Genomic DNA, 18,312 nt, shown 5'->3' on the forward strand with positions numbered 1-18,312 from the left:
TTCGGAACGACGAAGGGGGCGGATGCTTCGCAGCATCCGCCCCCTTCGTTCTTACGCGTGGATCAGCTCGTCGCGGCGATATCGGGTGTTGCGGTGATCTCGCCACCGGTCGCGACACCCACGGCGACCTTCTCACCGCGCGGCGCGGTCTCGAACGTGAACTTGCCGTTCTCGAGTTCGACCTTCACGTGGTCGCCCGCGTTGAGCTCGCCGTGCAGGATCTGCTCGCTCAGACGGTCTTCGACCTCGCGCTGCATGGCGCGACGCAGCGGTCGGGCCCCGAGCGTCGGGTCGAACCCGATCTCGATGAGCCGCTCCTTGGCCTGCTGCGACAGTTCGATCGTCATGTCACGGTCGAGCAGACGGTCGGCGAGGCGCTTGGTGAACAGATCGACGATCTGCACCAGCTCGCTCTTCGACAGCTGCGGGAAGACGATGACGTCATCGACGCGGTTGAGGAACTCGGGCTTGAAGTGCCGCTTGAGCTCTTCGTCGACCTTGCCCTTCATACGCTCGTAGCTCGTCTGCGCGTTGCCTTCGACCTGGAACCCGACCGGACCACCGGCGATGGCCGACGAACCCAGGTTGGTGGTCATGATGATGACCGTGTTCTTGAAGTCGACGACGCGTCCCTGACCATCGGTCAGGCGACCCTCTTCGAGGATCTGCAGCAGCGAGTTGAAGATGTCGGGGTGCGCCTTCTCGATCTCGTCGAAGAGCACGACCGAGAACGGCTTGCGGCGCACCTTCTCGGTGAGCTGGCCGCCCTCTTCGAATCCGACGAACCCGGGAGGGGCACCGAACAGACGCGAGACGGTGTGCTTCTCGCCGTACTCCGACATGTCGAGCGAGATCAGCGCGCCCTCATCGTCGAAGAGGAACTCCGCGAGCGCCTTGGCGAGCTCGGTCTTGCCGACACCCGTGGGGCCGGCGAAGATGAACGATCCCGAGGGGCGCTTCGGGTCCTTGAGGCCCGCACGCTGACGACGGATCGTCTTCGCGAGCGCCGAGATCGCCTCTTCCTGGCCGACAACGCGCTGGTGCAGCGCCTTCTCCATGAAGACGAGGCGGCTCGACTCCTCTTCGGTGAGCTTGAACACGGGGATGCCGGTCGCCTGGGCGAGCACCTCGGCGATCAGACCTTCGTCGACGATCGCGTGCGACGCGACGTCGCCCGTGCGCCACTGCTTCTCGAGACGCAGGCGCTCGGCGAGGAGCGACTTCTCCTCGTCGCGCAGCGAGGCTGCCTTCTCGAAGTCCTGCTCTTCCGAGGCGAGCTCCTTGTCCTGACGGACCTTGGCGATCTTCTCGTCGAACTCGCGCAGCTCCGGCGGGCTCGAGAGGATCGACAGCCGCAGGCGGGCGCCGGCCTCGTCGATCAGGTCGATGGCCTTGTCGGGCAGGAACCGGTCGGCGATGTAGCGGTCGGCGAGGTTCGCCGCGGCCACGATCGCGCCGTCGGTGATCTGCACCTTGTGGTGCGCCTCGTAACGGTCGCGCAGCCCCTTGAGGATGTTGATCGTGTGGGGCAGGTTCGGCTCGGCGACCTGGATCGGCTGGAAGCGTCGCTCGAGTGCCGCGTCTTTCTCGAAGTGCTTGCGGTACTCGTCGAGCGTGGTGGCACCGATCGTCTGCAGCTCGCCGCGGGCGAGGAGCGGCTTCAGAATGGATGCCGCGTCGATGGCGCCTTCGGCGGCACCGGCTCCGACGAGGGTGTGGATCTCGTCGATGAAGACGATGATGTCGCCGCGAGTGCGGATCTCTTTCGTGACCTTCTTCAGGCGCTCTTCGAAGTCGCCGCGGTAGCGGGAACCGGCGATGAGCGAACCGAGGTCGAGCGAGTAGACCTGCTTGTCCTTGAGCGTCTCGGGAACGTCGCCCTTGACGATGGCGATCGCGAGGCCCTCGACGACGGCGGTCTTACCGACACCGGGCTCGCCGATCAAGACCGGGTTGTTCTTCGAACGACGCGAGAGGATCTGCATGACCCGCTCGATCTCTTTCTCGCGCCCGATCACGGGGTCGAGCTTGTTGTCGCGCGCGCTCTGCGTCAGGTTGCGTCCGAACTGGTCGAGCACAGCCGAACCGCCCTGCGGACCGGCGGCCGACTCGTTCGCAGCACCCGAAACGGCGGCGGGCTCTTTGCCCTGGTACCCCGACAGCAGCTGGATGACCTGCTGGCGCACCTTGTTCAGGTCGGCGCCGAGCTTCACGAGCACCTGGGCGGCGACGCCCTCGCCCTCGCGGATGAGGCCGAGCAGGATGTGCTCGGTGCCGATGTAATTGTGGCCCAGCTGCAGCGCTTCGCGCAGTGACAGCTCGAGCACCTTCTTTGCGCGGGGCGTGAAGGGGATGTGGCCGGTCGGCTGCTGCTGACCCTGGCCGATGATGTCTTGCACTTGCTCGCGCACAGCGTCGAGCGAAATGCCGAGCGATTCGAGCGCCTTGGCGGCGACTCCCTCACCCTCGTGGATCAGTCCGAGCAGGATGTGCTCGGTGCCGATGTAGTTGTGGTTGAGCATCTTCGCCTCTTCTTGGGCGAGCACAACCACGCGACGAGCACGGTCGGTAAATCTCTCGAACATCCTCAGTCCCTTTCCGATTTTGGGCTGACAGGCGATCTGGGGTGGCAGGCGCACAGCCCCGCGCCGTACTCCGAGAGTAACGACGGGTGGGGAGCTGGGGCCCCGTGTTCGCTGGGGGCATAGCGCGCCGGGCCGAGGCCGGCGAACTCACTGTTGACAGCTGTGGCATATCGCTTATCGTTGGTATCGACAATCGTTAGTAACGCTGATCGATATGGAGTGAAGCATGTCTCCCCACACGACCGAACGCACCGTTTCGCGGTCCGACTCCGGTGCACTCGTCGGCTTCATGATCGCCGGCGCGGTCATCGCCGTCTGGACGGTGGTGCGCGCGGTGATCCGCATCGCCGAGGTGCTGTCGGGCGGTGCCGTCCGGGTACCGGCGGAGTTCCGCGGCACGCTGGCCGATGCCCCCATCGGACCCGGCGGTGCGCCCGTGCAGGTCGAGCTCGATCGGGCGGTGCTCGTCGCGGGCGAGCTGCCCGCCGCATCCGTCGGCGCTCTCGTCATCGAGCAGGTCGTCTTGGCTGCGACGATCGTCATCGTCGTCGGCGCGCTCATCTGGCTGACCTCGAACATCGTGCGGGGGCGCATCTTCTCGCGTCAGAACACGGTTCTGGTGATGACCGCCGGGCTGACCGGGCTGGCGGGGTACTGCGCTGTTCCCTTCTTCGCCAACATGGGCGCCAACGGGGCCTTCGCACGACTCTCGGATCGCACGTTCGACAACGTGGTCATGTCCGTCGACGTCTTCCCCTTGCTGTTCCTGGCCTTTCTCGCCGGGCTCGTGGGAACGGTCTTCGCGGTCGGTGAGCGCCTGCAGCGCGAGACCGAAGGACTCGTCTGATGGACGCCAATGTGATCATCGGCGTTCTGGGGCTGCTCGTCGCCGCCGGCGCCGTCGCGCTGGTCGTCCGGACGGTGCGCCGCTCACGGTCGGCCGGCGGCACGCTGAGCCTGGCGGAGACCGTCGGAGTGTCGATCGTCGGCAGCGGAGCCCTCCTCGGAATCCCGCTTTCGCTCTACGGACTCGTCTCCTCCGGAATCCAGCTCGCGAACGCGACGACGGTGCGGGTGTCGGGCATCGCCCTGTCGAACAGCACCTACCCCCCGTTCTTGCAGGCCTCAGACGCCCCGGTAGACGCGGGGTACGAAACGGCGTGGGTCGAGATCGCGAATGCGCCGGGCGACGTCCGATGGCTCCTCTGGGCGGAGCAGGCATTGCCGACCGTGCTGGGCCTGGTCATCGCCGTCGCGGTCGCGTGGCTTTCGCTCGCCCTCCTGCGCGGGGCGCCCTTCACCCGCGCTTTCCCCCTCGCGCTGGGCGTGCTCGCAGTCGCCGTCGTCGCGGTCGGCCTGGGGACTCAAGCGGTGGAGGCGACCGCGCGGGCCGCGACGGTCGCGTTCCTCGGGCCGGCGGAGTTCATCACCGGACACGACACCGGCAGCGGACCCGTGGAGGGATTCATGGCGTACTCGCTGCTCCTCGACCTCGGCCCGGTCGGCTGGGGCCTCGGCATCGCCCTCGTCGCGGCCGCCTTCTCGATCGGCACCCGCCTCCAGCGCGATACGGCGGGCCTCGTATGAGCCCCGCGACCGACGAAGACGGTCCCACCGGGATCCACTGCCGTCTCGACGAACTCCTCGCCGCGCGCGGGATGACCCTGACCCGGCTGAGCGAGATCGTGGGGGTGTCGGTCGTCAATCTCTCCGTGCTCAAGAACGACCGCGCCCGTGCGATCCGCTACTCGACACTCGCCGCCGTCTGCCGCGCACTGGAGTGCGAGCCCGGCGACCTGCTCGTGCTCGCGCGCGACTGACCGCGCAGCATCCGCTCGCCCCGCCCCCTCTCGCCCTCCCGTCCTTGTTCCCCTGTCGCAAACGGCGGGTGCGAGCCACCATTCGTGACAGGGGACCCAGACGATCCCGATTCCCCTGTCACGAGTGGTGGTTCCACGTCGCCAACTGCGACAGCGGAACCGCGATCTCACGAGCGTGCGGCGATCGCGCGGCGGACCCGGTTCGCCAACGAGAAGGGCGACCTGAACAGTTCGGCTTTCGTGACGCGGATCACGATCCAGCCGGCCTCACGCAAACGGTCGTAGCGGTCGATGTCTCGCGCCCACTGATCGGGATCGAGCAGGTGATGCTCTCCCTCGTACTCGATCGCGATCCGCAGGTCGGGGTACGCCAGGTCGACGCACCCGAGGAAGACACCCCGTTCGAAGACGTCGTAGTTCAACTCGGGCTCGGGGAGCCCCGCCTTGATCAATACGAGCCTGCACCGGGATTCCGGCCGGGATGCCGATCGCGTGCGAACGAAGGGCAGCGCCACGCGGAGTCGTCCGACACCCACCCGTCGACCCGAGTCCGTAGCGGCCTGCAACTGCGAGACCGTCGCGAGCGGCGCCGGCACACGCCAATCCCGCACGATCGCGTCAGCGGCGGCGATGAGATCGTGCGGATGCTGGATCACTGCCCCCAGCATCGCCCAGGTCGTCGCGGGGGTCGTCACCCTGAGTCCTGACGCAGCGTCGATGTGCACCCGCGTGGTCGACGGCGATGCCTGGTGCCCGCGCACGCCGATGCTCCGCGGCAACCGTCGCGGCGCGAAGACCGCGACGTCGAGCTGACGATCGAGGAGATGCGACGGAATCGGAACCCCCTGCACCACTGCGGCGGTCACCCCGCAGAAGAACTCGTGCTCCGCCATCCTCGGCACGTAGTCGAGTGCTCGCTCCAGGTGCGCCCGCTCCCCTGCGCCGCGCGCCAGTCCGAACCGGTCGAGGGTGAGCCACCCCGACGCCTGGCTCCCGCGGGAACGCACGGCGTGGAACGGCCGCCGCAAGTCGTTCGCCCGCAGCCGGCTGCGGGAAACCCCGCCGGCAGAAGCGTCCGCAACCGTGAATCGGGACCCCAGGGCATCGAGCAAGTTCGAGCGTCTCATCGGGCTAAGGTCGCGCAGCATCCGCGCCTCGACCTGGCCGATCGCACATCTCTGCACAACCCACCCACCCATCCCGTTGGGGAGGAGACGCCGGCCGGCTCCCCTGTCACGAAATGTGAGACCCACCCACCATTCGTGACAGGGCAGGCAAGCGGATGCTGCTCCCCTGCCGCAAAGGGTGAGAGCCGCCCGCCACTCGTGACAGCGGAACACCTGGGCAACCGGAACGGGGACCGCTATCGGCGAACCCTCGGAAAACCGGCAAGCCCGGCGAATAGCGTGGAGACATGAATCGATGCGCGGAACGAGACTCGGACTCCCATAGACGCAGCGCCCTCTCGGGCGCACCCCTGACGATCGGAGTCGCCCGATGAGCGGCGAGCTGATCTTCAACATCGTTCTCGTTCTCGTCTTCGTGCTGATCGGCGGGGTCTTCGCCGCCACCGAGATGGCGCTCGTGACCCTCCGCGAGGGTCAGCTGAACGCCATCGGCGCGCGCGGAAAGCGCGGCGAGAAAGTCGCCGCGCTCGCGCGCAATCCCAACACCTTCCTCTCGGCGGTGCAGATCGGCGTCACCGTCGCCGGGTTCCTCTCGGCCGCCTACGGGGCGTCATCGATCTCGCCCTACCTCGAACCGGTCTTCGTCGCGATCGGGGTGCCCGCCGACGTCGCGGGCGGGGTGTCGACGATCCTCCTCACACTGGTGATCGCCTACTTCTCCCTCGTCCTCGGCGAGCTCGCACCCAAGCGCCTCGCCATCCAGCGGAACGCGCAGTTCGCCTATGCCGCGGCCCCCGTGCTCAGCGGTTTCGCGGTTCTCATGCGCCCGGTCATCTGGCTGCTGTCGGTCTCGACGAACGCGGTCGTGCGCCTGCTCGGCGGCGACCCGAACAAGAGCGCCGACGAGATGACGGAGGAAGAACTGCGAGACATGGTCTCGAGCCACGAGGGGCTTCCGGAGGACGAACGCCGCATCCTCGATGACGTACTGTCGCTGCGCGATCGGCAGCTCAGCGAGGTGATGCGCCCGCGGCTCGAGGTCATCGCGCTCGACATCGACCTGCCCATCTCCGAGGCCATGGCGCGCGTCCAACACCTGCCGTACTCGCGCTACCCGATCACCGACTCCTCGATCGACGACATCGTCGGTTTCGTGCACGTCCGCGACCTGTACGAGGCAGCCTCGACCGACGCCACGCGGGCCGTCTCGCAGATCGCGCGCACCATCGAGTACCTCCCCTCCACGTCGCGGGTGCTCCCCGCGCTGACGAAGATGCGCGCCCACGAGCTCCACATCGCCGTCGTCGTCGATGAGTACGGCGGCACCGACGGGATCATCACCCTCGAAGATCTGGTCGAGGAGGTCGTCGGCGAGATCTTCGACGAGTACGACATCGAAGCCGGTGCCCAGCCCGGCGATCAGACGGACGGCGCGTTCGACGGACGCCTGAATCTGCAGGACTTCGAGGAGGCGTCCGGCATCGAACTCGAGCGCGGCACGTACGACACCCTCGCCGGCTTCGTGATGGATCGGCTCGGCCGCATCCCGGTCGTCGGCGACACGATCGCGCTTCCTGACGCGACGCTGCGGGTGCAGGCGATGGAACGCCGCCGCGTCGCCGAGGTCGCCGTCATCCGGGCCGAGGCAGAGGGTGAACCCGCCGAGAGGTGACGGCGGGCCGGATGCGGCGCGCTACTGCAACGCGGAGGTGAGCCGTGCCAGGTTGTCGAGCACCGTGGACCGCAGCGGCTGCCCCCGCCACTCCTCGCGGGTGAGCTCCCGGCTGAGTTCGCGGTACATGTCTTCGACGGCATGCAGATCGCGAACGAAGTCGTCTCCGCGCACCATCATGGTGATCTCGAGATTCAGGCCGAACGAACGCATGTCCATATTGCTCGAACCGATGATCGCGACCTCGTCGTCGATCGTGAGGCTCTTGGAGTGGAGGATGTACGGCCGTTGGTACATCCAGATCTTCACGCCTGCCCGGAGGAGCGCCTCGTAGTAGCTGCGCTGGGCGTGATAGACCATGGCCTGGTCGCCCTCTTCCGACACGAACAACTCGACGTGCACGCCCTTCTGACAGGCGGTCGTGATGGCGAGCAGCATCGACTCGTCGGGAACGAAGTACGGGCTGACGATGATGATCTTCTCGCGCGCTGAGAGCAGCAGACCGAGGAAGAGCTTGAGGTTGTTCTGATACGCGAACCCGGGGCCCGACGGCACGATCTGGCAGTCCAGGTCGCCCGGGCCGGTCTGCACGCTGAAGAGGTCGATCTCTTCGGTGAGGATCTCGTCGGTCTCGCTGTACCAATCCGACAGGAACACCGCATTGATGCTGGCGACCACCGGCCCTTCCACCCGCACCATGAGGTCGACCCAGTGGAGGCCGCGGCGGATGTTCTTCGGCAGGTTGTACGTCGAATCCGTGACGTTCTGCGAACCCATGAACGCGACGTCGCCGTCGACCACCAGCAGCTTGCGGTGGTTGCGCAGGTCGGGCCGCTGATACCTGCCCTTCAACGGCATCACCGGCAGGAGCAGGTGCCACCGCGCGCCCATCGCGTCGAGGCGGCGGAGGGTCGTCTTGTAGAAGGGCTTGCCGCGGTTGGCCCAGTGATCGAGCAGCACCCGGACGACCACGCCGCGCGCGGCGACTTCTTCGAGTGCTCGGAAGAAGTTGTCGGTCGCGGCATCCGATTGCAGGATGTAGAACTCGACGTGCACGTAGCGCTGGGCCTGACGGATGGCGGCGGCCATTTCGTCGAGACTCTGCTGGTAGTGGTGGATGATCCGCGCGTCGTTGTCGCCGGCGAGCGGCATCGCACCGAGGTTGCGGTTGAGCGTCACGAGATCGGTGAACCAGGGCGGGGCGTCGGGGAGCAGCGTGCCGAAGTCGAGCGAAGCACTCGTGTCGTGCAGGTACTCGTTGACGGCTGCCTGCTTGCGGCGGAACTTGCGGGGCAGCCGCGGGTTGCCGATGAGGAGGAAGAGCAGCACGCCCACGAACGGAATGAAGTAGATCGCCAGCAGCCACGCCATGGCCGCCGTCGGGCGCCGGTTGCGGGGGACGATGATGATCGCCGCCACGCGGATGATCGTGTCGACCACGAAGAGCGTCAGGACCCACCACGTCGCATCGAAGGTGATGCTCATCCGAATCCTCCCCCGCGCTGGTGGACCTCAGCGTAGTGGGGAGGCGGGAATCAGCGGTCGGTGCTCGTCGCCGACGTCACGGCGGGGTCGAGGCCGCGCTTGGCACGCTCTTGCGCCTCGATCTTCGCGTAGACCTTGCGTTCCGTGCGGTCCATGCGGATGATTCCGCGGAGCACGAAGTAGAACACGACCGACACCACGAGGGTCGGCAGAAGCGACCAGATCACTGCGGCGGCGTAAGGGTCCACTCCTCAAGGATACGCGCGGAACGACGGCTCCTCCCCAACCGGGGTCGAGAAAGCACCCATCCACACCCCTCGACGATTCCCGTCGAACGGATGCTGCGGCCTCGACCGTAGAGTCATGACCACGATCTTCCAGGCCGCCACCGCCGCCGATTTCCTCGCGCTCGTCCCTCGTCTGGCTGGCTTCTCGCCGACCCGGAGCCTCGTCCTCGTGCCGTTCGCGGGCAACCGCACGCTCGGCGTCATGCGACTCGACCTGCCGGATGACCACGACGACGTCGAGCGTTTCGCCTCGACCTTCGTCGGTCTCGTGTGCCGGATAGCGACCGCCGACGCACTGGCGCCGGTCGTCTACACCGACGCCACGTTCGGCGAGACCGACGGGCTCCCCCACGATCGACTGATGAGCGCCCTGCTGACCCGGGCCGACATCTGCGGTCTCGAGGTGCGCGATGCGCTCTGCGTCGCGGCGGACGGGTGGGGCTCCTACCTCGACCCCACGTGCCCCGACGAGGGGCGTGGGCTCGCAGAACTGCGTCTGGACCGCGCCGAGCTCACGGAACTGCCCCTCCGCTCCGGCGATCAGACGGGCGGTGCGGCCCTGCCGCTGGTCGATCTCGTCGAGAAGGAGCGCGTGGGCCGAGCGCTCCACGATCTCTCGCACGCGGTGTCGATGCTGCGGCACGAGACCTGGGCCGATCCCGACTCCCCCGACGACCCCGCACGGGTCGACCCTCGTGCCCTCGCCGCCGCGGAGGCGCTCGACGACCTCCCGCTGCTGCTCGAAGACGCCCTCGACTGGGACCCGGCGGGCCTCGACCCGTTCCAGGCGGCGGCTCTCGGCTGGTCGCTCATGCGTCCGGCGCTCCGCGACATCGCTCTGACGCAGTGGTGCCGAGACCTCGATGCCGGCGACGAGGCCGCCGAGGCTCAGGTGAGGTGGCAGGAGGGGGAGGAGTATCCGGCCGCTCTCGCCTCATCCATGTGGGGTGAGGGGCCGCGCCCCGACCCCGACCGCCTGGCCCGCGCGCTCGAACTCGCCCGACGGGTGGCCGCCGTCATGCCCCGCGCCGACCGGCCGGGGGTGCTGGCGGCCTGCGCGTGGCTCTCCTGGGCGTCGGGGCGCTCGACCCACGCGGCCGGCTATGCCGAGGCGGCGTTGGCGATCGAACCCGAACACGGCCTCAGCCAGATCGTGATGACCTTCGTCACCAACGCCCACCTGCCCGAGTGGGTCTTCGAACGGCCGGTCCCGCGGGGAACCCTCACCCGGGTGATCTGAATCGGGTGGCCCCCACGCGGGTCACTTCACGAGCGGGAAGAGGATGGTCTCGCGGATCCCGAGCCCGGTGATCGCCATGAGGAGCCGGTCGATGCCCATCCCCATACCGCCGGTCGGGGGCATGCCGTGCTCGAGCGCCCGGAGGAACTCTTCGTCGATCCGCATGGCTTCGACATCACCGCGGGCGCCGAGCTGCGCCTGCTCGACGAACCGCTCGCGCTGGATCACGGGATCGACCAGCTCGGAGTACCCGGTGGCGAGCTCGAAGCCGCGGACGTAGAGGTCCCACTTCTCGACGACCCCGGCCCTCGAACGGTGCTCGCGGACGAGCGGGCTCGTGTCGACGGGGAAGTCCATGACGAAGGTGGGGCGGGTCAGCGAAGGCTTGACGAAGTGCTCCCACAGTTCTTCGACCCACTTGCCGTGCGTCGGATGCGCCGGCTCATCGACGCCGGACGCGGCCGCGAGCGCTCGGAGGTCGTCGATCGATGTCTCGGGGGTGATGGCGTGTCCGGATGCGTCGGAGAGCGAGCCGTACATCGAGATGCGGTCCCACTGCCCGCCCAGGTCGTACTCGGTGCCGTCGGCCCAGGTCACGGTCGTCGACCCGGCCACCGCGATCGCCGCGTTCTGCACGAGCTCCTGGGTGAGATCGGCGATGCCGTTGTAGTCGGAGTACGACTGGTAGGCCTCGAGCATCGCGAACTCCGGGCTGTGGGTGGAGTCGGCGCCCTCGTTGCGGAAGTTGCGGTTGATCTCGAAGACACGGTCGATGCCGCCGACGACGGCGCGCTTCAGGAACAGCTCGGGCGCGATGCGCAGGAACAACTCGGTGTCGAAGGCGTTGGAGCGCGTGATGAAGGGGCGGGCGCTCGCGCCACCGTGCTGCACCTGCAGCATGGGCGTCTCGACCTCGACGAAGTCGTAGCCGGTGAACGTCTGCCGCAGGCTCGCGTTCACCTTGGCACGTGCGAGCACGGTCTCTCGCGCACGGTCGCGCACGATGAGGTCGAGGAACCGGCTGCGCACCCGGCTCTCCTCGCTCAGCTCGGAATGCAGGTTCGGGAGCGGCAGGAGCGCTTTCGACGCGATCCGCCACTCCGAGACCATGATCGACAACTCGCCGCGGCGGCTCGAGATGACCTGTCCCGAGACGTACACGTGGTCGCCGAGGTCGACGAGTTCTTTCCACGCCTGCAGGGATTCCTCGCCGACGACGGCGAGCGACACCATGGCCTGGATACGGCTGCCGTCGCCCGACTGGAGGGAAGCGAAGCAGAGCTTGCCGGTGTTCCGGCTGAAGACGACGCGTCCGGCCACGGCGGCCGTGTCACCGGTCTCGTCGCCGGCCTCGAGTGCGACATAGCGCTGGCGCAGCGCCGGGATGGTGTCGGTGACGGGCACCTCGACCGGGTAGGGACCGCCCGCAGCATCCGCGCGCTCCGACAGGAGCCGCTCACGCTTCACCAGACGGACCGCCTTCTGCTCGATGACGTCGTCTTCGGGCAGTTCGGGGGCGTCTGTCATGCCTTCGATCCTACCGAGCCCGCCGGGCCGGCCTCGGAGGGGTCAGGGAAGCGAGATCTCGGCGTTGTCGATGAAGCGGTGCCCGGCGACGGTCGCCGCGATCAGCGCGAACGCCCTCCCGCTGTGTCCTTCATCGACCGGGAGGAAGGTCGCGGGGTCGACGACGTTGAGGTACTCGAGCCTGATGCGCTCTTCGCCCATCAGCGACGACTGGGCGGCGGCGATGCAGGCGTCGACTCCGCGATCCGCGTTCGACGCGGCGGCTTCGAGAGCTCGAGGCAGAAGAGCCGCCGCGCGGCGGTCGGCGGGTTCGAGGAGGGCCACCCGACTGGAGAACGGTAGGCCGTCGTCGCTGCGAACCGTCGGGACGGTGGCCACGTCGACGTCGAAGAAGAGCTCGCGGCTCATGCGGCGGACGAGGAAGATCCGCTGCAGATCTCGCTCGCCGTACACCGCGACGTCGGGCTTCACCAGGTGGAAGAGGATGGCCTCCACCGTCAGCAGGCCATCGAAGTAGAACGGCCGGGTGCGTCCCTCGTACCGCAGACCCAGGTCGCCCGCGGCGACGCGCATCGTTCCGATGCCCGCGGGGAGGAGCTCTGCCGCGGTCGGGGTGAACACCGCATCGACCCCGAGCGAGACGAGAAGCGCGTCGTCTTCGGGGCGCCGCTGCGGATACGCCTCGACGTCGGTACGGGCGCGGAAGCGGAGCGGGTTCACGAACGAGGTCACGACCACGATGTCGGCGCGCTCGCGGGCGAGTCGGATGAGATCGACGTGGCCGTCGTGGAGGGCACCGAGGGTCGAGACGAGAGCGACCGACGCGGCGCCGCGGCCGTCGGCGCGGCCGCTGCCCGACCGGAGCTCGGCTAGACGGGAGCGCAGCCCGTCGATGGTGCTGATCATTCGTCGATCGTAGCCGCCGCGTCGAACGGGTCGCGGCGCCCGGGCGCGCCCTCGGCCAGCGCCTGGTCGACCGTCGACCGCACGAGCGCGGACAGGTAGCCGCCGGCATTGTCGACCCCGAGGTCGCTGAGGAGCCCCGCCGCCTGACGCACGATCGAGCGGGAGAACTCCGTGGCGGTCGAGATCGCCTCGGCGTAGGCCTGTCGGTCGGCGTCGGCGATGACCACCGGCTCGCAGCCGAGCTCGACCGCGAGCGCTTGCGCGATCGGCAGCACCGGGGCGGGGGCGGTGACGGCCGCATACGACTGGCTGAGCTGTCGCAGATCGATCGAGGTGCCCGTGAAACTGATCGCGGGGTGGATCGCGAGCGGGATCGCGCCCGCGCGGAGGGCGGGTTCGAGCACCCCGATCCCGTGTGCGGCATCGGTGTGGACGACGAGCTGCCCGGGTTGCCAGGCTCCGATCTCGGCGAGACCGGCCACCAGGCCGGGGAGTTGGTCGTGCGGCACTGCGATCACGACGAGTTCGCTGCGACGCACGACCTCGTCGGCGGTCAGCACCGGAACCCCGGGGAGGATGGCCTCGACCCTGTCGTCGTCCGACCCCGACGTGATGCCCACGAGCGCGTGCCCCGCTCCGGCGAGCGCCGAACCGAGGACCGGCCCGACCTTGCCCGCACCGACGATGCCGACGCCGAGGCGCCCGTCTCTTCCTGGTCCGCTCATTCCGTTCCCCCTGAGGCCCACCGGTGGCTGCGGTCGCCGGCCGATGCGGCGACGATGCCGGCCGCAGCATCCTGGAATCCGCGCAGCGCGTCGTCGCGCTCGAGGATGCCGACCGTCGCCGTGACGCTCCCGGGAACGACGTGGGCGGTCAGATTCACGACGCCGAGCAGCCGGTCGACCGGGCCCTGCGCGATCCCCACGCTCTGCATGCGCGCCAGCGGGAAGATGCCGAGGGCCCGCCAGATGAATCCCCGACGGAAGAACAGCGCATCGCGCGTCAGCAGGTAGCCGTTGCGTTTCCATGACAGCGGGCGCAGGAGGCGCGCGCGGCCCGGCGTAGTGGCGTAGGGGTCGCCCTCGACCGGTCCGAGGATGCCCTGGTCGAAGACGAACGGCCAGTCCTCCTCGGGGAGGGCGGGGAGGAGCAGTCGCAGCACCCGTTCGACGTCGGCGCGGGTGCCCACGGGCAGCACCGTGGTGAATTGATCGGCGGTCGTGTCGGAGGACGCACGGCCCGACAGGCGGTTCACGGTGATCGACCACCATCCGAACGGGCGCCAGAAGATCGACTGCCGGATCTCGATGGCGTGGACCCGACCGGGGGGCAGCGTCTCGCTCACCGTCGTGAACAGACCGAAGGTGATGCGGGTACCGCTCGGGAGCGGGGCGATCGAGTAGCGCAGCGAGCGGGTCACCGACCGCACGTAGTACGCGCCGAACCCGAGGAAGGCCGGGATGACCGAGAACAGCACCCAGGGCGTACCGACGACGGCCCCGACGACGATCGCCGCGATGAGGGCGAGCAGCATCAGGGTCGTTCCGCTCAGCAGGCGCGAGGCGATGAGGCGACCGGTCGGGATGTGGACGACCGATGCGGGCTCCACGTCTCGCTGGTCATCGCCGTCGACGAGGCCGGTGATGCCCGCGCCCACGACCGATGCGACCTGCTGCGCGCGGGTGCCGCCGGCGCGCGAGGCCGCGTGCCCGTCGCCGAGCCGTCGTCCCGATGCGAGCCGCAGGATGTCGGAGCGGATCGTCTCGGCGTTCGTGGTCGACAGGTACTCGAGTTTCACGTTCGCATCTGTGCCGGCGCCCACCACCTCGAGCTTCGCCATGCCGAGCAGTCGCGCGACCAGGGGCCGCACCAGGTTCACGCCCTGCACACGGTCGAGCGGGGCGCGTCGGTGGGTGCGGAACAGCACTCCCGAGCGCACCTCGACGTCGTCGTCGGTGATGCGGAACGTGTGGAACCGCCACGAGAGCGAGAAGAGGAGCATGAGCACGACGACGGCCCCGACGACGATCAGGAGGGCGACGACCAGGAGGTTGCGGCTCACGAGGTAGTCGAACGGGTCGGGTGCGTATTCACCGTCGCCGAGTTCGGGCGCGAAGGCGGGGATCGCCCACTCGACCAGGCGCTCGCGGAGGTTCGCGATCGCGATACCCGCGATCACGAGGAGGAACAGCCCCCCGCGCAGCAGCGGAGTCAGCGGATGCATCCGGTGCCATTCGCCGTCGCTCAGCGGCGAGCGCACCTCGGCGGCCGGGGGCGCGGATGCTTCGCTCACAGACCGGTCCGGCGGGTCTCGGCCACGTCGACCAGTGTGTCGCGCAGGCTCTCCGCGGCCTTCTGGGTGAGCCCGGGGATCGTCACCCCGGTGGCCGCGGCCGCGGTCACGAGCTTCAACTGCGCGATGCCGAACCCGCGGTCGAGTGGCCCGTGGGTGATGTCGATCAGCTGCATCCGGCCGTACGGCACCGCGACCATGCGCTGCCAGAGGATGCCGCGGCGGAAGACGAGGTCGTCGCGACGCAACTGGTAGCCGTACGACCGCGCCTGTCGGGGCGTGATCGCGAGCGACCAGAGACAGATCAGGAGGATGATGCCCGCGGGGATCCACACCCACGTCTGCTGCAACCAGAGCTGCAGGGCGACCGCCGCGACCAGAACCAGCAGTGTCATCGTGCCGGTCGAGATGATCTGCACCCACACGTAGGCTCGCGCCAACTGGTGCCACGTGCCGTCGCCCAGCGGAAGCCGCGCAGCGCCACGCGGTTCGATGACGCGCGAGAAGGTGCGTTCGTCCAGTGGATCGGGATGCGCGGTCGGCTCAGCGGGCGTCGACACCGGCGGAGTCGCCTCCGGGTTGTTCGTCATCGTCGTCCTTCCGGATCGTGCACAGGTGCTCGGCCACGAGTGCCGCCGCGATGAGGATGCCACCGCAGATCGCCGTGGCGATCGCCGCGCCCATCGAGCCTACCGAGGGCGTGACCGGGCGGGTCAGCACGAAGAGCAGCAGACCGAGCGCGAACCCGCCGACAGCGGCTCCGACGATGCTCGACGCTTTGGCGAGCACCGCGATCCGCAGCGCACGGAAAGGATTGACCGGACCGGTCGCTCGACCCCGCGTCGCACGCCGGATGGGAACCGCGAGAGCGAGCACCACCGCGCCGACCAGGAGCAGCAGGATCGGAAGCGAGACCGACGGCGAGAACGTCGCGCGTCCCGCGGAGCTGAGGGCGGTGTCGACCACGAAGCCCGCGACGATTCCGACCGCGAGCGCCGCCGCCAGAATGCCCGCGCCGGTGCGCTTCACCGAGCCCCCCGCAGCGCCTCGAGCACGGCGTCGACGGGTCCGACGCCGGGGAGGTCTGCGGCGGGGTCGACCTCGCGCCACGGGGCGAGGACGAACTCGCGCTCAGCGGCCCGCGGATGCGGCAGGATCAGCCGCGCGTCGTCCGAGATGACATCTCCGTACGAGATGAGGTCGAGATCGAGCGTGCGGGCCGCCCATCTCTCACCCCGGTCGCGGCCGTGCTGCGCCTCGATCTGGTGCAGGTACCCCAGCAGCACCGACGGGGCGAGTCGCGTTGCGACCAGTGCTACCGAGTTGAGGAAGCGGGGCGCCGACTCATCCGGGCCCTTCGTCGTCACGGCGACCGTTTCCATGACCGCCGATGCGCGGACGCGGTCGGTCAGGGGCAGCTGGGCGAGGTCGGACAGCGCCGCCTCGAGCGTCTTCTCGCGGTCACCGAGGTTCGCCCCCAGGGCGACGACCGCGACGGCGGGGCGAGGGCGCCCGGGGGTCGCGGACTCTTCGGCGAAATCGGTCACGGCGTCACGCCGAAGCCGAAGGGAACGGCGCGCGGCGCAGGTCGCGATCGCCGGATCGTGACCGAGACGTCGCCGAAGGGCACCGTGATGGGGGCCGAGGGTTTGTGCACCGTGACCACGGCCTGTTCGACGCGAGGGTCGGCGAGCGCGTCGCCCGCGATCCGTGCGGCGAGGGTCTCGAGCAGGTTCACCGGTTCGGCCCCGACGAGCGAGACGATGCGTTCGGCGAGTTCGCCGTAGTGCACGGTGTCGGCGACGTCATCGGATGCCGCGGCCGGCGCGGTGTCGATGTGCAGTGTCAGGTCGACCACGAACTCCTGTCCTGCGGCGCGCTCGTCGTCGTAGACACCGTGGTGCCCCCAGGCGCGCACGCCGGTCAGGGTGATCTCGTCTACGGGGTCCATGTTCCCTCCCGGGGTTCGTCGCCGGACGGATGCTCGCCCGACCAGAGTGCGGCGACGCGGAGCGCGTCGCGGGTCGAGGCGACGTCGTGCACACGCACGGCCCACGCGCCGTCGCGTGCGGCGAGCACGCTCGTGACCGCGGTCGCCAGATCTCGACGCGCGACGGATGCCTCGGCGCCGAGCGCATCGCTGAAGAAGCCTTTTCGACTCGTCCCGACGACGATCCGGCGACCGAGCGCCGCCAGCTGTGGAAGCCCTCGGAGGGTCTCCCAGTTCTGCGGCCCACGTTTGCCGAATCCGATGCCCGGATCGACGACGACCCGCGACGGCGGGATGCCCGCAGCGGCCGCCGCCTCGACCCGGGCGAGCAGTTCTTCCGACACCTCCCGGACGAGGTCGGAGTACTCCGCGCGGGCGTACATGTCGGACGACGGGCCGCGCCAGTGCCCCAGCACGAGGTCGGCGTCCGTCGCGGCGACCGCCGCCAGCATCGCCGGGTCGGCCAGTCCCCCCGACACGTCGTTGACGATGCGCGCACCGGCTGCGACCGCCGCCGTGGCGGTGTCGGCGTTGAGCGTGTCGATGCTCACGAGCGCGCCGGATGCGGCGAGCGCTGCGATCACCGGAAGGACCCGCTCCTGTTCGACGCGGGAGGCGACCCGCTGGGCGCCCGGGCGGGTGGACTCGCCGCCGATGTCGAGGATGTCGGCGCCCTCGGCGCGCAGACGCAGGCCGTGCGCGATCGCGACGTCGGGATCGACGTAGCGCCCCCCGTCGCTGAACGAGTCGGGGGTGACGTTCACGATGCCCATGATCAGCGTCATGGGGTGCGCCCTTCGATCAGAGCGATCAGCTCTGCGCGCGCCGCCGGCTCGGCGAGTTCGCCGCGCGCCGCGATCGTGACGGTCGTGGCGTCTTTCTGCCGCGAGCCGCGCATCGTGACGCACTCGTGCGAAGCGTCGAGCACCACCAGCACCCCCCGGGCATCGAGCGATGCGGCGATGGTGTCGGCGATCTGCTCACCGAGGCGCTCCTGCACCTGCGGCCGTGCGGCGAGGATCTCGACGACCTGCGAGAGCGCGCCGAGCCCGACGACCTGCTCGCCGGGGAGGTAGGCGAGATGCGCGACACCGCGGAACGGCAGCAGGTGATGCTCGCAGATCGAGCGGAAGTCGACGCCGCGAAGCATCACGGCACCCGACGGGAGGGTCTCGGGGGCCGGACCCCGCGAGACCGAGATCGTCCGGGAGAGAGGCGCCGCAGCATCCTGCCCCACTCCGGCGAAGAACTCCCCGTAGGCGTCAGCGACCCGTTCCGGCGTCTGCCGAAGCCCCGGCCGATCCGGGTCTTCGCCGATCGCTTCGAGCAGCTCGCGCACGAGCGCGCCCACCCGCGCCCGGTCGACGGTCATCGGCGCGA

At 69.0% G+C, this 18,312-nt stretch carries 19 protein-coding genes; 5 read left to right on the plus strand and 14 right to left on the minus strand.

Annotated features, from left to right (window positions below):
• Window positions 1-62: 62 nt before the first annotated feature.
• On the minus strand, window positions 63-2,585 hold the full coding sequence (locus ACFXQA_RS03395) for an ATP-dependent Clp protease ATP-binding subunit (RefSeq protein WP_394518384.1): 2,523 nt from the start codon (window positions 2,583-2,585) through the stop codon (window positions 63-65).
• Between the two features lie 226 nt (window positions 2,586-2,811).
• Between ACFXQA_RS03395 and ACFXQA_RS03400 the strand changes: the two genes are divergently transcribed.
• The 3 genes from ACFXQA_RS03400 to ACFXQA_RS03410 are packed head-to-tail and all read left to right on the plus strand — an operon-like array spanning window position 2,812 to window position 4,405.
• Complete coding sequence (locus ACFXQA_RS03400; RefSeq protein WP_394518385.1) at window positions 2,812-3,432, plus strand: hypothetical protein; 621 nt, start codon at window positions 2,812-2,814, stop codon at window positions 3,430-3,432.
• Window positions 3,432-4,172, plus strand: a complete 741-nt coding sequence (locus ACFXQA_RS03405) for a hypothetical protein (protein ID WP_394518386.1) — start codon at window positions 3,432-3,434, stop codon at window positions 4,170-4,172. The genes ACFXQA_RS03400 and ACFXQA_RS03405 overlap by 1 nt, the downstream gene beginning before the upstream one ends.
• A complete protein-coding gene (locus ACFXQA_RS03410; RefSeq protein WP_394518387.1) occupies window positions 4,169-4,405 on the plus strand; it encodes a helix-turn-helix domain-containing protein in 237 nt (78 codons plus the stop codon). The genes ACFXQA_RS03405 and ACFXQA_RS03410 overlap by 4 nt, the downstream gene beginning before the upstream one ends.
• Window positions 4,406-4,572: 167 nt before the next feature.
• Here the strand turns inward: ACFXQA_RS03410 and ACFXQA_RS03415 are convergent, their stop codons facing one another.
• A complete protein-coding gene (locus tag ACFXQA_RS03415) occupies window positions 4,573-5,532 on the minus strand; it encodes an endonuclease domain-containing protein (protein WP_394518388.1) in 960 nt (319 codons plus the stop codon).
• Between the two features lie 370 nt (window positions 5,533-5,902).
• On the opposite strand from ACFXQA_RS03415, the gene ACFXQA_RS03420 reads away from it, so the two are divergent.
• The gene (locus ACFXQA_RS03420) at window positions 5,903-7,204 is read left to right on the plus strand and encodes a hemolysin family protein (RefSeq protein ID WP_394518389.1); all 1,302 of its coding nucleotides are present in this window, start codon (window positions 5,903-5,905) and stop codon (window positions 7,202-7,204) included.
• Window positions 7,205-7,225: 21 nt separating this feature from the next.
• Here the strand turns inward: ACFXQA_RS03420 and cls are convergent, their stop codons facing one another.
• A complete protein-coding gene (gene cls / locus ACFXQA_RS03425; RefSeq protein ID WP_394518390.1) occupies window positions 7,226-8,689 on the minus strand; it encodes a cardiolipin synthase in 1,464 nt (487 codons plus the stop codon).
• Between the two features lie 50 nt (window positions 8,690-8,739).
• Complete coding sequence (locus ACFXQA_RS03430; RefSeq protein WP_394518391.1) at window positions 8,740-8,937, minus strand: hypothetical protein; 198 nt, start codon at window positions 8,935-8,937, stop codon at window positions 8,740-8,742.
• A gap of 115 nt (window positions 8,938-9,052) precedes the next feature.
• Between ACFXQA_RS03430 and ACFXQA_RS03435 the strand changes: the two genes are divergently transcribed.
• Complete coding sequence (locus ACFXQA_RS03435; protein ID WP_394518392.1) at window positions 9,053-10,216, plus strand: DUF4192 family protein; 1,164 nt, start codon at window positions 9,053-9,055, stop codon at window positions 10,214-10,216.
• Between the two features lie 21 nt (window positions 10,217-10,237).
• On the opposite strand, the gene lysS is transcribed toward ACFXQA_RS03435, so the two are convergent.
• From lysS to folE, 10 genes are read right to left on the minus strand one after another with little or no spacing between them, the layout of a single operon-like run.
• Window positions 10,238-11,743, minus strand: coding sequence for a lysine--tRNA ligase (lysS, locus tag ACFXQA_RS03440; RefSeq protein WP_394518393.1), 1,506 nt, complete (start codon window positions 11,741-11,743; stop codon window positions 10,238-10,240).
• A gap of 42 nt (window positions 11,744-11,785) precedes the next feature.
• Window positions 11,786-12,649, minus strand: a complete 864-nt coding sequence (locus ACFXQA_RS03445) for a 4-phosphopantoate--beta-alanine ligase (protein ID WP_394518394.1) — start codon at window positions 12,647-12,649, stop codon at window positions 11,786-11,788.
• A complete protein-coding gene (locus ACFXQA_RS03450) occupies window positions 12,646-13,374 on the minus strand; it encodes a Rossmann-like and DUF2520 domain-containing protein (RefSeq protein WP_394518395.1) in 729 nt (242 codons plus the stop codon). The genes ACFXQA_RS03445 and ACFXQA_RS03450 overlap by 4 nt, the downstream gene beginning before the upstream one ends.
• Entirely contained in the window at window positions 13,371-14,942 is a 1,572-nt protein-coding gene (locus ACFXQA_RS03455) for a PH domain-containing protein (RefSeq protein ID WP_394518396.1), read from the minus strand. Before ACFXQA_RS03455 ends, ACFXQA_RS03450 begins: the two co-directional genes overlap by 4 nt.
• Window positions 14,939-15,532 carry a PH domain-containing protein gene (locus ACFXQA_RS03460; protein ID WP_394518397.1) on the minus strand — a complete coding sequence of 198 codons (594 nt, stop codon included), beginning with the start codon at window positions 15,530-15,532 and terminating at the stop codon, window positions 14,939-14,941. Before ACFXQA_RS03460 ends, ACFXQA_RS03455 begins: the two co-directional genes overlap by 4 nt.
• Complete coding sequence (locus ACFXQA_RS03465) at window positions 15,486-15,971, minus strand: DUF3180 domain-containing protein (protein WP_394518398.1); 486 nt, start codon at window positions 15,969-15,971, stop codon at window positions 15,486-15,488. Before ACFXQA_RS03465 ends, ACFXQA_RS03460 begins: the two co-directional genes overlap by 47 nt.
• Window positions 15,968-16,489 carry a 2-amino-4-hydroxy-6-hydroxymethyldihydropteridine diphosphokinase gene (gene folK, locus ACFXQA_RS03470; RefSeq protein WP_394518399.1) on the minus strand — a complete coding sequence of 174 codons (522 nt, stop codon included), beginning with the start codon at window positions 16,487-16,489 and terminating at the stop codon, window positions 15,968-15,970. The genes ACFXQA_RS03465 and folK overlap by 4 nt, the downstream gene beginning before the upstream one ends.
• Window positions 16,486-16,893 (minus strand): dihydroneopterin aldolase, encoded by a 408-nt coding sequence (gene folB / locus ACFXQA_RS03475; RefSeq protein ID WP_394518400.1) that lies wholly within the window; start codon window positions 16,891-16,893, stop codon window positions 16,486-16,488. The genes folK and folB overlap by 4 nt, the downstream gene beginning before the upstream one ends.
• Window positions 16,881-17,717 (minus strand): dihydropteroate synthase, encoded by an 837-nt coding sequence (folP, locus tag ACFXQA_RS03480; RefSeq protein ID WP_394518401.1) that lies wholly within the window; start codon window positions 17,715-17,717, stop codon window positions 16,881-16,883. The genes folB and folP overlap by 13 nt, the downstream gene beginning before the upstream one ends.
• A complete protein-coding gene (gene folE, locus ACFXQA_RS03485; RefSeq protein ID WP_394518402.1) occupies window positions 17,714-18,304 on the minus strand; it encodes a GTP cyclohydrolase I in 591 nt (196 codons plus the stop codon). Before folE ends, folP begins: the two co-directional genes overlap by 4 nt.
• Window positions 18,305-18,312: the final 8 nt, after the last annotated feature.

The sequence above is a fragment of the Microbacterium shimangi genome (assembly GCF_043556445.1).
In the GTDB taxonomy this organism is placed as follows: Bacteria; Actinomycetota; Actinomycetes; order Actinomycetales; family Microbacteriaceae; genus Microbacterium.

What these genes read in the sequence shown, in the direction of transcription:
- ACFXQA_RS03395 (WP_394518384.1), bottom strand. Translation starts at nt 2,585, where the DNA reads ATGTTCGAGAGATTTACCGACCGTGCTCGTCGCGTGGTTGTGCTCGCC.
- ACFXQA_RS03400 (WP_394518385.1), top strand. Translation starts at nt 2,812, where the DNA reads ATGTCTCCCCACACGACCGAACGCACCGTTTCGCGGTCCGACTCCGGT.
- ACFXQA_RS03405 (WP_394518386.1), top strand. Translation starts at nt 3,432, where the DNA reads ATGGACGCCAATGTGATCATCGGCGTTCTGGGGCTGCTCGTCGCCGCC.
- ACFXQA_RS03410 (WP_394518387.1), top strand. Translation starts at nt 4,169, where the DNA reads ATGAGCCCCGCGACCGACGAAGACGGTCCCACCGGGATCCACTGCCGT.
- ACFXQA_RS03415 (WP_394518388.1), bottom strand. Translation starts at nt 5,532, where the DNA reads ATGAGACGCTCGAACTTGCTCGATGCCCTGGGGTCCCGATTCACGGTT.
- ACFXQA_RS03420 (WP_394518389.1), top strand. Translation starts at nt 5,903, where the DNA reads ATGAGCGGCGAGCTGATCTTCAACATCGTTCTCGTTCTCGTCTTCGTG.
- cls (WP_394518390.1), bottom strand. Translation starts at nt 8,689, where the DNA reads ATGAGCATCACCTTCGATGCGACGTGGTGGGTCCTGACGCTCTTCGTG.
- ACFXQA_RS03435 (WP_394518392.1), top strand. Translation starts at nt 9,053, where the DNA reads ATGACCACGATCTTCCAGGCCGCCACCGCCGCCGATTTCCTCGCGCTC.
- lysS (WP_394518393.1), bottom strand. Translation starts at nt 11,743, where the DNA reads ATGACAGACGCCCCCGAACTGCCCGAAGACGACGTCATCGAGCAGAAG.
- ACFXQA_RS03445 (WP_394518394.1), bottom strand. Translation starts at nt 12,649, where the DNA reads ATGATCAGCACCATCGACGGGCTGCGCTCCCGTCTAGCCGAGCTCCGG.
- ACFXQA_RS03450 (WP_394518395.1), bottom strand. Translation starts at nt 13,374, where the DNA reads ATGAGCGGACCAGGAAGAGACGGGCGCCTCGGCGTCGGCATCGTCGGT.
- ACFXQA_RS03460 (WP_394518397.1), bottom strand. Translation starts at nt 15,532, where the DNA reads ATGACGAACAACCCGGAGGCGACTCCGCCGGTGTCGACGCCCGCTGAG.
- folB (WP_394518400.1), bottom strand. Translation starts at nt 16,893, where the DNA reads ATGGACCCCGTAGACGAGATCACCCTGACCGGCGTGCGCGCCTGGGGG.
- folP (WP_394518401.1), bottom strand. Translation starts at nt 17,717, where the DNA reads ATGACGCTGATCATGGGCATCGTGAACGTCACCCCCGACTCGTTCAGC.
- folE (WP_394518402.1), bottom strand. Translation starts at nt 18,304, where the DNA reads ATGACCGTCGACCGGGCGCGGGTGGGCGCGCTCGTGCGCGAGCTGCTC.